The following is a 16,575-nucleotide window of genomic DNA, read 5'->3' as shown; positions in this document are numbered from 1 at the left end:
TACTAATTACGCTCTATATTCACTGTATGTTTTTCTGACATAAACATGCTTCGAAATTGATGATAGGTGCAATGCACTAAGCGCAAAGAAAAACCTTGGCTAGCTATAATGCTAGTCAAGGTTGATACATGTCTATTTCGCTACCTTTGCTATCTGCGTCATCTTTTCAAGCTGTCTAACGGTTGGCGTTAAATTCGCTAAGAAATATGCTTCGCGCAGCTTGCGTGATGGTGTACTTCCAGCAATATAGCCCGCAGAACCATTATGTAGCATGTTAGCTTGAACTGCTGCTAATGTTTGATATACGCCTTGCAAACGAATCTGACAAATCGCTTGTAACGTAACGTCGCCCGATTGTATTAATGCTTGCAGTAATGCTTGTAAATGTTGTAGTTTCTCTTTTAGTTCATCGGCTTGCACCTGCAAATATTCATTGCAGCCATTTTGCTTGGCCTAGACCTTTTCTATGCCTTCAATCGCTGCCGCTACTACTCCAAAGCCAAGTGGAATTTGATACAGTACAAATGTTGGGCGAATACTATCCACGAATGCGCTTGCTTCTTGTGCTACTACATAGTCATCCCCAACAAAGACGTTATCAAATTTACATGTATACGTAGCACTACCATTTACGCCTAAGAAGTGATTTTTTTCCTTTAATGTAATACGCTCATGGTCCGTATTTACAAAAACCATCACTTCTTGCTCACCGTTATAAGCAATTGCACCAAACCAATGATTGGCTCCTAAGTTTGAAACAGCAGGTAAAATACCATTTACGACATAGCCTCCATCGATGCGTTGTGCTGTTAAATGTAGTTTTTCTAGACCAGCATAATACTTCATTGGATTCGATAAACCCGTTGCACCAAGCACTTCTCCACGTTCAAGTAATGGTAAAATCTTTGCGCGTAATAGTTCATTGTCCGTTTTACGTAAATAAGTTAAAGCTGCAAGGTGGCACCATAGGCAAAATGCAGTTGTCATACAAACTTTCGCCGTCTCTTGTACAATCGTTAGCTCATCTAGTAGTACTGTTTGCTCGTCCTTTTGTGTTGAAGCAAAAAATCCTGCTTTGCCGAGTGCCATTAAAAAATCCTCCGCATAATAAGCTTCTTCATCAATTTTTTTTACAAACGGTTTTAATTTTTCTTCAATCAACGCTTGTAAGACTACTTCATCTACTGCCATGGTTTCCACTCCTATCCTCTACTTATCCGCTAATTCAGTTAACGATGTGATTGGTGTTTGCACTGCCTCACGGGCACGTTTTACAGCTGCTTCATCCGGTGCATCATAGAAGCACAAGCATTTCGTCATATCTTCGCATACATATGTGCGAGAAAAATGTACTTCTGGTACTTCTTCATAATGCACTGAATTTTTCTTTTTACGTGCCAAATATTGATCCATTGTAATTTCTGCTGGTATTTCCCATTCAACTAAATAGTTCACGACTTCTTGATTTGTTTTAACCTCATCAAGCTCTTTTCCAACTAGACGAACTTCTTTGACTAAATCTGTTTGAATGTTTTGCGCAGTTAGTGCGCTTGTCGCTTGCGCTTCTTCATGCGCTTCCAAGATAAAGTATGCACGGCTAAAATCCTTCGCCACTTGTACTTCAATTACCGTTACCTCTTGTGCTTGCCCTACACGCTCTACTAGTGCTGCAAATTGCTCTTTGTTTGATACTTCACTTACTGTTGATTCTACCAAAAATAAACTCATAGTAAATACCTCCGAATAGTTTGTTTTTTCTTTATGTGAGTTATTTTATTATACTTACTTAATAAAAACAACTGAATTTACTAAAAATTATAATTTGTGCTACACTACTGCTTGGAGGGAACACTATGAAAACACGTTATGATTTACCATGCAATATTGCACAAACTTTAAACATTATCGGTGATCGTTGGACATTGCTCATTTTACATGAGCTATTGATCGGTCAAACAAACTTTAATGACATTAAGTTAAATTTGCCAGGCTTTTCTGCAAATTTATTGTCCGCTCGTTTAAAATCTTTAGAAGAAGCAGGTCTTGTCGCTTCTACACTCTATTCAGCCCACCCACCACGCTACGCCTATTCTTTAACGGAATCAGGAAAGGCATTGGAATCCGTTTTTAACGCGATGATTTTATGGGGCAGTGAGCATTTGGATCCTTGCTATAAAGAAATTGTTGATGCCCAATCAGGTGAGCGAGTAGAAATTGGGTACTATTCCAAAACAACGGGAAAACGAATTGACACTATTCAAATACGTGCTATTCAAAACGGAGCTAACCAATGATTCATTGGACTAGCTCTTTTTCTACCCTTTACAGAGATCTAAGCACTTTGCCCACCCCAAATTTTCGCAACCCAACGTTCAAAATAACGAATCGATTTATCGAGTAGTAAGCCGAGTACACCAATCACAATAATCGCTGCCATTACTAAATCAAGACTAAGTGAATTTCGTGCATCCACTATTAAAAAACCTAGCCCGGATTGCGCTCCTACCATTTCCCCAGCAACTAAAAAAATCCACGCACTTCCTAATGCCATATGCAGACCATTTGCAATCATAGGAAATGCCGCCGGAAATACAATTTTTCGCAATAAATTAAAATGGGACATTTCGAAATTGGCTGCAATCTGTAAGTAAGTTGCATCAACTTTTTTCACTGCTGCCACCGTGGATAATAGCACCGGGAAAAATGCAGCAATAAAAATAATAACGATGGCGGGCATATTACCAATGCCGAACCATAGCACGATAAAAGGTGACCAAGCAATGGGTGAAACAGGGCGTAGTACTTGCACAATCGGATCTAGCACAGCCCAAATTCTCCCCAACCTTCCGACAACTAAGCCGATAATAACAGCCACCACAACAGCTAATAAATAGCCACTAAAAAAACGCAACAAACTAATTTGGATATGTTCGAATATTGACCCATCTTTGATGGTCACTAGAAGTGCATTCAAAACAGCCAATGGTGGAGGAAATAATGCGGCATCATGCCCCCCCATAATCGAGACGAGCTGCCAAACTGCTATCAATAATATAAATCCAAGTAAAATAGGTCCTATTTTTTTCATACGTATGCACCTACTATTCTTCCAATAATGTTGTATCAACAAATTCCTCATAGCTTGGTGGGTTTTCGGATAACCCCATCTCAATTAATGAATCTCTTAAAATGGCATACGCATCCGCTTCAATTTTCAAGTTATGATACGAAATCCAATTTAACGATAAATCTAAAACATCCTTGTCAACTTTAATATATTTAGCCACTACCTCATGTGCATGGTCTCCTCCCTCATTCATCAGCTCTCCAGCCTCGGCATAATCCTTGACGAATTGTTGGGCAATATCTTTATTTTCTTCGATAAATGCTTGGCGAAGTACTAATCCGCAATCGATTGAATTTGGCCATAATTCCTCCGATTGAAATAATACCTTGCCTTTTTCAAGCGCCACAGAAATCGCACCAAATGGCTCTGCTACTACATATCCTGCTATACGACCTTCTGCAAGCGCAGCTGGCATTTCTGCAGGCGGTAGTTCTACCACATTAACATCCTCATACTTTAATCCCGCTTGCTGTAACATGCGGTACAACAAAATATTATGTGTAGAGTATTTATTAGGAATTGCAAAACTTTGTCCTTTTAAATCCTCGACTTTTTTGATTGTTGGTGCTGTCACGATAACATTGCCATCTCGATGCCCTAAAGCAACTGCCTTTAAGTCAATCCCCTGTTCCTTGGCCTTCATTGCTAACTGAATCAGCACTGATGCGCCTTCAATTTTACCGGTATTTAAAGCATCCATTAGCTCTGGCCATGACCCAAATTTAACGAGCTCAATGGCATATCCTTTGTAGGTTTTATCTGTTTGCATATATAGCGGTGCTGCATGGGTAATTGGTAAATAGCCAATTTTCACAACTTTTTTATTGCTCTCTGCTTGCGATGCTGTACTTTTGTCATCCGTCCCACATGCCGCAAGCGTTAACAATAGCATGAACACGAATAGCAAGATGCCTAATTTCTTCTTCATTTTTTATCCTCCATTTTAAATGTTATATTCAATCGTATCTTGCGGGTGGGTAAACTGGAATTCATTGAAAATAATCTCACGGAAATACTGAAATTCTGAATCTGAACGATCTCGTGGTTTAGCACTTCGTATATACAGCTCACGATGAATGCGACCAGGATTTGGACTCATAATAAAAATGCGATCCGCCAAGTAAATGGCTTCGTCTATATCGTGGGTTACCAGTAAGATGGTTGTCTGCTCCTTTTTTTGGATGGCAAGAAGCTCGTCCTGTAAGTAATAGCGTGTAAAAGTATCGAGTGCAGCAAATGGTTCATCCATTAAAATAACCTCTGGGCGAATTGCGAGTGCACGTGCTATCGCGACCCGCTGTTGCATACCTCCTGATAATTCACTCGGTAAAGCCGTTAGTCGATTTTCTAAGCCGACAAGCTTCAAATAATACTGTGCCCGTTGCTGTCGTTCAACTTTAGATAACGCTTCTCCTTCTAATGCGAGTTCCACATTTTTTTGTACCGAGCGCCAAGGGAGTAACCCGTAATTTTGCATAAGCATCATACAGCGTTTGCTCGCCTTTGTTACAACCTGACTTTCTAGCAATACTTGTCCCGTAGTTGGCTGTTCAAATCCACCTACTAAATTCAATAACGTACTCTTGCCACAGCCACTTTTTCCTAAGATGGCTATAACCTCTCCCTTTTGTATATCCAATGAAATTTGATGGAGCACTGTCTGCTCAGCAAATGCTTTACTTACCTGTTGAATAGAAATTAACGGTGCTGTCATAATGCTATTGTCACCCCATTTTAATCTTTATAATTTTACTAGGTTTAATATGTTTTAAGTTATTTTATTATACTCAGTTTAAAATTTCAACCTAATTTCAAGAAAAATATTTGAATTCCGACAATTTGCCACCTCACTCTATCAGCTCAATAAAAAAACGGGGCTAAACAAAAGAAAAAGTGTTAGATTGACTGCAATCTAACACTTTTTCGCTATGTTGTTGATGTCCGCTACGGGCGGTTTGTTGCGTTTGACGTCTTAGGAGTCGTCTCCCCCCGCTACCCTCAACTAGTTTTCACTTCTAATGGTTCTTTTTTGCAAATACAAGAATAACAAATTCTCCTCCATAGAAAAATTTACGAGCACCTTACCTCTGTTTCTTAAATTTTCTAGTTATGTCTTAGCCTCGTCGTCATCATCCTATAGAAGATAGCTTCGATTCTATAACAAAAGGGAAACCTCTTTTAAAATATGTATTGAATCATGTCATGTATATTGCAATAAGGATTTTCACGATTTTCTGTATTGCGAAATGACATCATTTTTGAACAATTTTGAATTGCTACCTCATGTCGAAGTGCAATTGGAGCAATAATTGACTCGTCCGCCTTATGACGGAAATAATGCGTTACTCCAAGATGCTCTTCCATTTTGTTATTTAAAACCGCACGAGGATATTTTTCTGAAACATCCACTACTTCGAAATGCAACAATAACCATAATTCAAATGCTTCATTCGTATAAGCAATATGGATATCTTTTTCTTCACAGAATACATTGACTTCCTCTAACTGTTTCTCAGTTAAATCATCCTTATCGAAAACAACCCATACTTCATCAAAATATTGATAGCTGGAATCACGAAAAGCATGTTGTGCTAACTTAATGGCAGAACGCTTAACGTTTTTTATCTTTACACTCACCATTTTAGAGCGTTTTAAAATACGTAATTGCTCAAAATAAATACGCTCCGTTTCTCCCTCACAATAAATTAAAATCGTTTTACGGACTGTCCGATTCCCCTGCTGGCGTACTCTCACTGCTCAGATACCTCCACTTCATGTAGATATTGAGTTGATAAGTATTCATTAATAACTGGTGTTGCTCCGAACTCACCCTTTAAATAGCGCTTCGCATATGAAATATCCGCTCGTTTTTTCTGCAAATCAGCAAAATCAAATAAGGAGTATAATTCAGATTCATTTTTAAAGCTTTTATTGACAAACCAGATTTGGTCCGTACGTAATGGTTCATCAAGTAAATTAATTTCATGGCTTGTTACAACAAATTGATTATTGGTATTGCGCTCACTGTTCATAATGGTCATTAAAAATTCACAAATGGATACATGAAAAGCTGTGTCAAATTCATCTATAAAAATCGTCTTTCCTTTATTGTATGCATCTACTATGACACATGCTAAATGCAGCAATCTAATAGTGCCTTTAGAATCCATTGTCCAATTGATTGACTCTGTGCCTATCGGCGCTCCAGCTTCATTAAACGATAAATAATGTAAATCGATATCCACCTCATGAATAATATCTTGTGTATCGCTATCATAGCCTATTGTATTTTTTTCTCTGCGTTCAACACGGCGTGCTGTCACATCTTGAATAGAAAAGTCAGCAATTTTCAATATTTTCATGACTTCTCTCTTAAAATCGTCCTCTTCCAGTTTGCGAATAAGCGGGTGGCTGGCTAGATGTTGTGCCTCATCTAAAAACAAAATTTTATGTAAAAACCAATCAAAAATTTTTTTAGCATCTGCGTTATTAAAAACATTTAACACTGATAAAAACGCGGTATTATTTCGTGTATAGTTTGTCAGTTCAACTGCTGTACTTTGTGCAGTTTCATACACGTATTCTGTACCGTCCCATTGTCTAACAAAAAGCTCCTCATTTATCGCTTTCGTAGTTTTTGTAAGTCGCTCATAAAGAACTTGCTCGGCGTTATATTGCACCTCATAATCATAAAGTGAGCCTTCTAGAAATAACGAAATCACGAATTCTGTCGGCTTATCATGCTGTCCCCCAAGCTTAAATGGCTGGTAAGGTAATCGCAGTTGCTTGACATTATTCAAATTTTCAAAGTTAAACAACAATGAGCGTAAAATTTTTAGCGTAGCAAATAAATTCGATTTGCCACTGCCATTCGATCCAAATATAAAGGCACTTTTCACAAGTCTTAATGAATCCATCGTCATCGTGTGTGTATCCTTTAATTTTCGAATTCGGCTCCCAGCCACCATTGAAAATAATGTCTCGTCTTTGTAACTTAAGCAATTTTTCACTCTAAAATCTACTAGCATACTCTAGCCCCCGTTCCCATTCCACCACATTTCTTTAAACAATAATTATACTATAGTCAGAATAAAAAGGCTGTTCCCAATTTTAAGCCAAGCACCAGAAAATATCAGAATTGTTTGTCTTTGTTTGAGTGACTGGCACGTAACAAAAAGCCTGCGCTCGAAATTTCGAACACAGACCCAATATAGTTATAGGATATAGTTGAGTAATCCACTTTAGATTTCAACAATTTTTTCATTTTGTAGAGCTTGTATTGTCAGTTCGATGCCTTCTGCAAATGAATGTTTGGGCTTCCAACCAATCGCCTTCGTCAGTTTTTCATTATTTAAAAATGAATGTTCTATATCTCCTTCTCTTGCAGGAGCATACTGTATCTCTAATGGGTGATTTAAATGTTGTAGTAATAATATAACTTGATGGAGTGACCATGCTTCATTGGTAGAAACATTATAGATACCTTGCAGTCTAGCTTCTACTCCAGCATAAATAGCATCTGCTATATCATCAACATAGATGAAATCTCGCGTCTGTTCTCCATCCCCATAAATCGTAAAGGGCCTACCTTCTAAACTACTTTTTAACATACTAGGGATAACCGCAGCTTCTCCTTGCATACGCTGTCTAGGTCCAAAGACATTGGCAAAACGGTAAATTAATGTTGGTAAACGATAATCACGTTGCCACTTTTCACAATACGTTTCCCCAATACTTTTATTTAAGCCATACATTGAAATAGGCTCACTCACATCTGTTTCCTCTAGCGGAGGATAATGACTATTACCATACACCGCCGCAGAAGAGGCAAAGACAAAATGTTTCACCTTGTATTTTGACGAAAAGAAGAGCATCTGGCTAAGCCCTACAATGTTCGTTAAAATATCCTTCATTGGCTCCTGTATCGAAAGTTGAACACTCGTTTGCGCTGCACAGTGAATCACCACATCGAATGCAACTTCCTTAAAGAAGTGCTCGCAAACTTCATCCTCAACATTTAATAAGTAGGATTTATGCTCAAAATCAATGTTTCGTAGATGTCCCGTACTTAAATTATCAATTATATAAATATTGGCGCCTTCCTCAAAAAATCGTCTTGCCACAGCACTGCCAATAAAACCATAGCCACCTGTCACTAATACATTCATCCCATCGCCCCCAAAAACAATATGATGTTTTATATGCATTAATTGCTAAAAATATGCAAGTAACATATTGCTGGTTTATTTTAACAGACTATCAATAACAATACATATTCCTTCTACAGAGGTTGTTTGTCCTAATAGACAAACTGCTAGACTCATTCTACTTTTTCGTAAAAATACATAACAATAACCAACACCTGAAATAAAAAAATCCGCTCAGACTTTCAAGCATGCCATGAGCGCCAAACGAAAGCGTTTAGCTCCGTTACTCATCACTTGCCAATAAAAGTCGAGCAGATGTTTAGTTAAGAGATTTAGTTTAAGCTGGGTTCACTTCAAGTTCAACTGAAATTTTAATATCCTTGCCTACAAGGACACCTCCTGTTTCCAAAGCAGCATTCCAAGTTAAACCGAAATCTTCACGGTTAATTGTTGTTTCTGCCTCGAAGCCATATACTTCCTGACCCCATGGATTTGTACCTTTACCGTTAAATTCAGTATCGAATGTGACTGATTTCGTTACATCCTTAATTGTTAAATCACCAGTTAACGCATACTCATCGGCAGATTTTTTGGTAATGCTTGTTGATTTAAACGTAATATTTGGATAGCTGTCTGTATCAAAGAAATCACCTGCTTTTAAGTGATTATCTCGGTCTTCACTACGTGTGTTAATGCTTGCTGCATCAATTGTAATAGTAATGTTTGCTGTTGTTAAATCTGCAAGATCCGTTGCTTCGATATCAGCTGAATAACTATCGAATACGCCTTTTACTTTTGATACCATCATGTGTTTTACTTGAAAGTTAATTGCTGAGTGTCCTAAATCGATATTCCATTTTGCCATTTTAAATTCCTCCAATTGTTTGTTTTATATCTCGAATTCGAGATATATGTTAAAATATGAAGTAACTACTTTAATTATGTTACCCAAAAATTAATGAGCTAAACATATGTAGTTACTTCGAGTACTTCTTAGCTTATTTTACATTACGAAAAGTAATCAATTACTTTATGTAACTTACTATATATTAATAATCAATTTACGTCAAGTAATTTATTTTCATTATTTTCGACATCGTTCTTGTTTTAAAATTTGTCGAAGTAGCGAACTTCTTGCTGAAGCAAGTTATCGTTTTACTAATTTCCCTTGTACAACAAATCGATGGTCATCACTCATGACAGAATCTTTACATGTAGATAGCGTCACAATTTTATCATTTGGTCCAATAGCTACATTCAAATCAATTTCAGAACGCTTTTGCACTTCTTCAATAAATTGAATAAAATCCTTATCTGACTTAAATTCGGTTTCAATATAATAAAAATCAATAGTTGTTTCATAAGCTGCAAATACTTCCACATCATAACCTTCATATAAGGTATCCAGATAAATTGTACGATGTGCTTCAGCATAATCTTGTTTCAAGTAATTTTTCAAACTACCAAACATCGTTCCATCTTTCATGGCATGACCATACAAAATCGTATTGCGATTAATATCGAGTGCATCATTACGATAGTCCATAAAGATGCTACCTGCACGACTTTCACGGTTTTTAAAATTATGGGTTAGATAAAAATCATTATCCTCTGCTTGTAAAATTGGATTGTTGAGCTTTGTATCATCTATAGCAATCCAGCCTACAATGCGCTCATTTACAGCTAATAAATCGTGAAATTGAGATCTTATCGTATAGTTTGATTTTATTTTCTCAGTCGTTTTTGCTTCGTCATTAACTTCTTCCTGGATAGTTGCCAACGTTTCGGCATATATCGTTTGTACTTCCTTTAAAGACTTTGCAGACTCATAATAGGTATAGAGATACTTTACAAGAGCAAAACCAGAATATAAAAATATTGCAATATATAAAACTGTTAATAACCTAGATGTCCATTTTTTCATCGTTCCACCAACTTAAATACCTACTGGTACCATATAAAGGCCTAGCTGTTCATCCTCATTGAAGATTGCTTCAACACCATATACTTCTTTTATGACTTCCTTTGTAATGACATCACGTGGAGCTCCCTCTGCCATAATATGTCCATCCTTCATCAAAATAATATGATCACTATAACGAATCGCTTGATTAATATCATGAAGCACCATAACAATTGTTAGACCATAATTCTTATTTAAAGCTTTTACCAGTTCCAATAGCTCCATTTGATAATAAATATCTAAATACGTCGTCGGCTCATCCAAGCACAATATTTCAGATTGTTGTGCTAATGCCATTGCAATCCATACGCGCTGTCTTTCCCCGCCCGATAAAGCCACTAAATCATTGTCTCGTTTTTCTAGTAAATTCGTACAAGATAAAGCCCAATCAATCGCTTTCTTATCATCCTCATCATTGCGTTTTAACATTGTATGATGTGGCAGACGCCCAAAACTCACTAACTTTTCAATCGTTAAATCTTTCGGTACATCATTTTGTTGATAAACAATCGCAAGCTTTTTAGCAAACTCTTTAGGCTTATACTGGACTAAATCCTTATTTTCCAAAGAAACATTCCCTGATTTCGGCATATTATTGCGAGACATTACACTAAGTAAAGTCGACTTCCCACAGCCATTTGGACCAATAATCGTCGTAATTTTACCTTTTTGAATCTGCGTTGAGACACCATCTAAATGATTGCGTGTATTATCATGGGAAACGATAATATCTTGTATTTCCATATTTCTTCACTCTTTTCGTAATAGGAATATTAAGAATGGCCCACCGATAATTGCCATAATGGTTGAAGCAGGAATTTCAATGGGCGCCACTATCGTTCGACCAATTGTATCAGCTACTAAAATTAATAAGGCCCCTGCTAGTGCGGTAAATGGTATAAGTACTCGATGATCATGACCAACCAAACGTCGTGCAATATGTGGAACTAATAAACCAACAAATGAAATAACACCTGCTACAACAACTGACACGGCTGATAACAATACAGCAACCGCGGCAATTATTAAACGGGCACGTGCTACGTTAAAGCCTAGACTTTTTGCCGTTTTATCTTGTAAAACAAGTAGATTACACCAGCTATATAACGCAAATGCTGCAACTAAACCTATTGCTCCATATGTCGCAATGGTCGACACATCTTTCCATGTGCGCATCGTTAAATTTGACCCAACCACACTAGTAGCAGATGTATTGAGTGAGCCCCCAAGGCTTAAAAATGCTTCTGTCAGACCAGTAAACATCGCATTAATAGCAATCCCTACTAATATCAATTTTAGTGGACTTAAACCCGATTTCCATGACAAGGCAAACACTAGTGCACAAGCAAATGCCCCACCTATAAACGCTAATACTGGTGTCATAAAAAATAACGCTGGGAAAAACGAGATAATAAATAATTGAACAAAAGCTGCCCCTGAAGAAATACCAATAACGCCCGCGTCTGCTAGCGGATTACGCATAACAGATTGCAGTAGTACCCCCGAAACTGAAAGCGCAGCCCCAGCAAATAAAGCAACAAGAATACGAGGAAAGCGTAAATCACGAATCGCCTCCATCTGGCTATTCCCTTCTTCAAACAATGCCCCTATAAATTCAAAAAAGCCCATTTTAATACTACCCGTCGTTGCTGAATAAATCATTGACACTAGCAACAACGCTATTACAATTGAAAAGCTTATTATTTTTTTCGTCATATCGGACTTCCTTTATTCCGCTAGTATTTGTGTATCTATTGTGCGATGAAAGATTTGTAAGCTGTTATCATAAAACGATAAGGCTACTAGAAATATAAGAAAAGCGCCCTACGGCAAGATACTTGCTATACGAGCGACAATTTCAAATACATATTAACGATAGAAAATTTCCATTAGCTGTCCTAACGCTTGCGGTACTTGTAAGGAAGCTGTAGTGCCAAATAACTCTTCTTCTAAATCATACACTTTGCCATTTTTCACTGCTTCAAAATGCTTCCAAATATCATTTGTTTTAAATTCCTCGTCAAACATTTTAACTACTTCATCAGGCATACCGTGTGAAAGGCGTAAAATAATATCAGGATTGCTATTGTGCAAGTACTCCGTATTGGACGCTAAGTACTCTGCCTCTTGCCCTTCCATGACATTTATTCCACCAGCCCGTTTAACTAGGTCACCTGCATAAGAATTTTCAGTAGCCACTAAGTAACTCCCTGGAATACCAAGTAAAATTAAAACACGAGGTCCTTCCTTATTAGTAGCAACCGTTTGGACGGCATCAATATTTTTTTGTAGACCCGACACTAATTGTTCAGCTTGAGTAGTACGGTCATAACGTTCACCTAGCGTTTTAATTTCCGCCATCATTGCATCCACACTTTGGAAATTTAAAAAATGTACAGGTATTTTCAGTTGCTTGAATTTATCTTGTAAATCATATTCTAATGTTGACACTGATAATACGTCCGTAGGGTTCAATGATTTTACAATTTCCATATCAGGCTCCATTGCATTGCCAATAGTAGGCAGGCCTTTAAAGCGTTCTGCTAAATTTTTTTCAGTCGTCGGTACAGCAATTGCATCCAACTCAAGCTTATCTAAAATTTCAGCTATTACAACTGTGCCAGCAATAATACGATTTTCACTTTTTGCAGTTGTGTCCGTTGAAACTTCAACCTTTTCAGTGGAGTCTTCATTTGCTTGATCGCTTCCACCGCTACAACCAGCGATTAAAAATACGGTCATCAGTGCTAGTAATGCAAACCAGTTCTTTTTTATATTGCACATATCGTCATCTCCTAATTATCTCAGTCTTTTTTTGAATTTCTTAAACGACGAATGACTAACCAGCCTGATAAAATACAAATAAGCACAAGCAATACAATTTTTACTTTATCTAGCTGTGCGAGTTGCTGATTTACTGTCATTTTGTTATTTGTCTGTTCAGTTTTTGCTTTCTGTTCCTCTTGCATTTCAGCAGGTTCTTCAACTGCTTCCTCCGCATTTGCATCAAGTGTTCGATCAAAAGCTAACTGTTCTTCCACCATTGTTGTATCAGTAGGCTGTACTGGAGGAAGGGGGAGCGAATTGGGCTTAATTGTAGGCTCAACTGTATTTTTCTTTAAAGGTTGCTCTCTTTTTTCAGTAGCGATAGCAGGAGACTTCCTCATCACGTTTTGCTTAGGAGGAACTGCTTCTATAGGCTTCCCAACAATTTGAGTCACTTGTTGTTCATTAAATTGTAAATCCACAAAATATTGATGATGATACGCTATCTCTGGAATATCTACTTGTACCCACATCCGAAGTGGGCGATGGAAATCAACGACTGCAAATTCGACAATTCGCACATTGTCATTTATAGAGACAAGTGTTGGTGCTACTTGCTCACCTAGTTGTTCAACGGTTAGACTCGTTACCCAAGATGATTTTAAAATCGTCATCTGAGCAAAATAGCTGCCGTTTTTTTCTATTATTTTAGCCACTGGATTGACATACGTATTCATAATCGATGGTTCTTTTTTTCCATCTACATACAATATGTAGTCGATTGACCATTCTTTTTCAGGCACACTTTCTGCGATTTCAGTATTCTGTTCAATCTCTTCACTTGGCGCTTTCACTCTTATCTGAAACTCTTGTTCAAACGGACGACTTTCCTTTTCTAATTCAGAAGCCACTAAACCCTTTATTCGAATTGGTTCTTTTAAGTCTTTCACATCAAACTGAACTAAATTTTCAGTCCACGTTAAAATAGTAGAAAGCGATTTTTCAGGCTGTTCAATATGTATATCTTGTAAAGTATATGGATGATTGATTGTCAAAGACAATGTATATTGACCATTATTCATGTCCAGTGTCGCTTCTTCATTAAAAAATCGGTTTTGTTCTATTCCATCGTGAGTTGAAAAACTTAGTTCAACTTGATAGCTTCCATTTCCTAGTGAACTATCTTCTTCAGCTTGCACATACAGCCATTTAAAATGAGGGGCAAATAAGAAAAACATTGCACTAAGTGCTAGTAATACGATGACTTTTCTTTTGCATGTTTTCATGAAAATTCCCCCTATTTCTCTAAAAGCAACAGTAACTTCCTTCCTCATTTATGTGAGAAAGGAAGTTGCTATTGTTAAACCTTATTATTCTTCAAATTCGTAGAAGAATTCTAAAGAGTTATTTAAAATTTTTGCCATTTGACCACGTGTTAATGGTTTGTTTGCATTGATGTATGTTTTACCATCTTTTGCAACAGATCCAGTCATAATGCCTTCTTTGTAAAGTAATGAGAATGCTTCTTTCGCTTCATCATTAGCAATTGACGCTTGGTCCGCATATGGTAATGAAATTTCAACATTTAAGTCGCCTTCCGTTACTGCTTGGATAGCACGGTAAATCATTAGCGCACCTTGTTGACGAGTTAAAATGCCATTTGGATTGAATTTATCACGAGATTCAACAATACCATATTCAGCTAGCGCGTTAATCGCTTGTTCCGCTTCAATTCCTTTAATATCTTGGAAGCCCGCAACTTCAGTAGCTTCTAATTCTAAAGTACGTGCAATCATTAATGCAAATTGTGCACGTGTTAAATTGTTATTTGGATTGAATTTATCTTGTGGCATGATAATCTCATAAGCTAGTAAGTTAAGAATGGCTTCTTTATTTTCGTTATCATCGATATCTTTAAATGGATTTTCAATTGTTGTTTCTTCAGTATCTGTAACTGGTTTACTTAAATCTACATCAAAGCTAAATTGTACAGTATGAACAGAATCATATTTTACGCCTGCTTTAGGCTCATCTACGATAATATGAATTTCAGCGTTTGTAAGTGCTTTTAAATCTTTTACTTCGAAAGTATAAATACGTTCATTTGTTTCTTTATCTTCCTCTGCTAATACAGCGTCCTTACCATCTACTTTAAATGATTGAACATACTGACCTTTAGGGAAATGCATGCCGACTACATATGTGCCATCTGCATCACCAACTGCTACAGTTGGACTAATATAGTCTTTCATAATAGATTCTTCTTTAGTGCCATTTTTATAAACTGTTACAGTACCTTCATAAACATTTACGTCTTCAGTTTCATCTGTAACTGTTGTTGTTTCTTCTTTTACAGGTTGCTCTTCTTTTACTTCATCAACTGGCTTTACTTCTTCTGCTGTTACTGGTTGGAAATCGAATTCGTACCATTTATCCATGTTAGCTGGAGCTGGAACAACTACGTGTACTTTTGCCGCAGTTTTCACTTTTGGATCTACTGGGAATGACACGATGCTTGAACCATCTTGTTGCTTTTCAAATGTTGCATCGACATATTTATCGCCTTGTTTTACTTGGAAACCAGTGATTGTTGGAGCGAATTGAGCTGGAACAGTTAGTTTCACTGTGTATGTACCATCTTTTTCGATAAGTAAGCCTGTACCTGTAAAGTATTTATCCATGTATCCCGCTTCATCTGTACCTGGTTTAAATGTTTGGAATTTTACAGCTGTACCTTCAGCTGTTCCTGCTTTTTCTTCCACTTTCACATCTGTAGTAACTGTTGTTGTTGTGTCCGCTACCTTTGCTGATGCAAATGATGGTACTGAAAGTGATGCTGCTAATAATGAGGCAAGTACGATTTTTGTTGCGCGAGATTGACGTTTTTTAGTCATTAATGACCCTCCATTTTTGTTTTGTTTTTTGTTCTATAAAGTAAAAATGCTGATCCTGCAAATGCAACAAGTAACAAATAGGGCGTCGCATCGCTTGTTTGTGGATTAGGCACTTGACTTCCAGATGTTGTTGGCGTTGTCGTATCATTTGGTGCTGCTGTAGCTGCTGAACTTCCAGTTGCTGGTGCATCAAATACTAAGGAAACGCTATATTCATGGTGATAATTAATATCATCGATATCAATTTTCATAGATGTTACAACTGGCTTTGATAAATCTTTCACTGTGAATTGTACAACACGTGTATCAGCTGCCTTATCTTCGCTAACAACCGAAGCTCCTCCTGGTGGTTGAAATTTCGTAATCCAAGCACTATTTTTTAATGTAAGTTGTACAGTAGCTGTGCCACCTTTTACTGTCACCGTTGCAGGCTTTACGAAATAATCGTTTGCTATTGATGCAGAGCTACTATCTGGTTTATTGACCTGATATTTTACAGAATAAGTACCATCAGCAAGTTGAGCAGATGCATGTGGTAATGCTAAATTAAAAATAACCATACTGACTAGCATGACCAACATCATTATTTTCTTCATGTGTTGCACGCCTCCTCTAATTATTATGGAAAATTTTTATCCATTTTCCATTAATCATTATAATTGATACGAATAATATTCT

At 37.2% G+C, this 16,575-nt stretch carries 18 protein-coding genes; 1 reads left to right on the top strand and 17 read right to left on the bottom strand.

The features are described from left to right. Positions 1–132 precede the first annotated feature (132 nt). Genes LO754_RS23660 through LO754_RS03465 form a run of 3 tightly spaced genes read right to left on the bottom strand, consistent with a single transcriptional unit; the run spans position 133 to position 1,728 of the window. Positions 133–420: a hypothetical protein gene (locus tag LO754_RS23660; RefSeq protein ID WP_435892050.1), complete on the bottom strand. Its 288-nt coding sequence runs from the start codon at positions 418–420 to the stop codon at positions 133–135. A 33-nt stretch (positions 421–453) separates the two neighbouring features. Further along, positions 454–1,191: an acyl-CoA dehydrogenase family protein gene (locus LO754_RS03470; protein ID WP_435892049.1), complete on the bottom strand. Its 738-nt coding sequence runs from the start codon at positions 1,189–1,191 to the stop codon at positions 454–456. 18 nt (positions 1,192–1,209) lie between these two features. Continuing rightward, entirely contained in the window at positions 1,210–1,728 is a 519-nt protein-coding gene (locus tag LO754_RS03465; RefSeq protein WP_025218695.1) for a DUF4242 domain-containing protein, read from the bottom strand. A 125-nt stretch (positions 1,729–1,853) separates the two neighbouring features. Here LO754_RS03465 and LO754_RS03460 point away from each other — a divergent pair, with 125 nt between their 5' ends. Then, positions 1,854–2,294: a winged helix-turn-helix transcriptional regulator gene (locus LO754_RS03460; protein ID WP_231785620.1), complete on the top strand. Its 441-nt coding sequence runs from the start codon at positions 1,854–1,856 to the stop codon at positions 2,292–2,294. A 38-nt stretch (positions 2,295–2,332) separates the two neighbouring features. Here the strand turns inward: LO754_RS03460 and LO754_RS03455 are convergent, their stop codons facing one another. The 14 genes from LO754_RS03455 to isdC form a co-directional block, all read right to left on the bottom strand. Beyond that, the gene (locus LO754_RS03455; RefSeq protein WP_231785619.1) at positions 2,333–3,088 is read right to left on the bottom strand and encodes an ABC transporter permease; all 756 of its coding nucleotides are present in this window, start codon (positions 3,086–3,088) and stop codon (positions 2,333–2,335) included. A gap of 13 nt (positions 3,089–3,101) precedes the next feature. Then, complete coding sequence (locus LO754_RS03450; protein ID WP_231785618.1) at positions 3,102–4,055, bottom strand: ABC transporter substrate-binding protein; 954 nt, start codon at positions 4,053–4,055, stop codon at positions 3,102–3,104. Positions 4,056–4,070: 15 nt separating this feature from the next. Next, positions 4,071–4,841 carry an ABC transporter ATP-binding protein gene (locus tag LO754_RS03445; RefSeq protein ID WP_024362565.1) on the bottom strand — a complete coding sequence of 257 codons (771 nt, stop codon included), beginning with the start codon at positions 4,839–4,841 and terminating at the stop codon, positions 4,071–4,073. Between the two features lie 464 nt (positions 4,842–5,305). After that, positions 5,306–5,881, bottom strand: coding sequence for an RloB family protein (locus tag LO754_RS03440; protein WP_024362564.1), 576 nt, complete (start codon positions 5,879–5,881; stop codon positions 5,306–5,308). Further along, complete coding sequence (locus LO754_RS03435; protein WP_231785617.1) at positions 5,878–7,155, bottom strand: AAA family ATPase; 1,278 nt, start codon at positions 7,153–7,155, stop codon at positions 5,878–5,880. Before LO754_RS03435 ends, LO754_RS03440 begins: the two co-directional genes overlap by 4 nt. Before the next feature lie 213 nt (positions 7,156–7,368). Further along, positions 7,369–8,295 (bottom strand): NAD-dependent epimerase/dehydratase family protein, encoded by a 927-nt coding sequence (locus LO754_RS03430; RefSeq protein WP_024362562.1) that lies wholly within the window; start codon positions 8,293–8,295, stop codon positions 7,369–7,371. A gap of 316 nt (positions 8,296–8,611) precedes the next feature. Then, complete coding sequence (locus tag LO754_RS03425) at positions 8,612–9,139, bottom strand: YceI family protein (protein ID WP_231785616.1); 528 nt, start codon at positions 9,137–9,139, stop codon at positions 8,612–8,614. 282 nt (positions 9,140–9,421) lie between these two features. Continuing rightward, positions 9,422–10,198 carry a class B sortase gene (gene srtB, locus LO754_RS03420; RefSeq protein ID WP_231785615.1) on the bottom strand — a complete coding sequence of 259 codons (777 nt, stop codon included), beginning with the start codon at positions 10,196–10,198 and terminating at the stop codon, positions 9,422–9,424. 12 nt (positions 10,199–10,210) lie between these two features. Next, a complete protein-coding gene (locus LO754_RS03415; RefSeq protein ID WP_024362559.1) occupies positions 10,211–10,981 on the bottom strand; it encodes an ABC transporter ATP-binding protein in 771 nt (256 codons plus the stop codon). A gap of 6 nt (positions 10,982–10,987) precedes the next feature. Continuing rightward, positions 10,988–11,953 (bottom strand): iron ABC transporter permease, encoded by a 966-nt coding sequence (locus LO754_RS03410; RefSeq protein ID WP_231785614.1) that lies wholly within the window; start codon positions 11,951–11,953, stop codon positions 10,988–10,990. A gap of 153 nt (positions 11,954–12,106) precedes the next feature. Then, complete coding sequence (gene isdE, locus LO754_RS03405) at positions 12,107–13,012, bottom strand: heme ABC transporter substrate-binding protein IsdE (protein WP_420798344.1); 906 nt, start codon at positions 13,010–13,012, stop codon at positions 12,107–12,109. A gap of 29 nt (positions 13,013–13,041) precedes the next feature. Beyond that, positions 13,042–14,289, bottom strand: coding sequence for an NEAT domain-containing protein (locus LO754_RS03400; RefSeq protein WP_231785612.1), 1,248 nt, complete (start codon positions 14,287–14,289; stop codon positions 13,042–13,044). Between the two features lie 84 nt (positions 14,290–14,373). Beyond that, positions 14,374–15,897, bottom strand: coding sequence for an NEAT domain-containing protein (locus tag LO754_RS03395; protein ID WP_024362555.1), 1,524 nt, complete (start codon positions 15,895–15,897; stop codon positions 14,374–14,376). Beyond that, positions 15,897–16,493 (bottom strand): heme uptake protein IsdC, encoded by a 597-nt coding sequence (gene isdC, locus LO754_RS03390; RefSeq protein ID WP_025218684.1) that lies wholly within the window; start codon positions 16,491–16,493, stop codon positions 15,897–15,899. The genes LO754_RS03395 and isdC overlap by 1 nt, the downstream gene beginning before the upstream one ends. Positions 16,494–16,575: the final 82 nt, after the last annotated feature.

This window comes from Lysinibacillus sp. GJ-1, from assembly GCF_021166035.1.
Lineage (GTDB): Bacteria > Bacillota > Bacilli > Bacillales_A > Planococcaceae > Lysinibacillus > Lysinibacillus sphaericus.
This window is presented reverse-complemented; position numbering and strand designations above follow the sequence as displayed.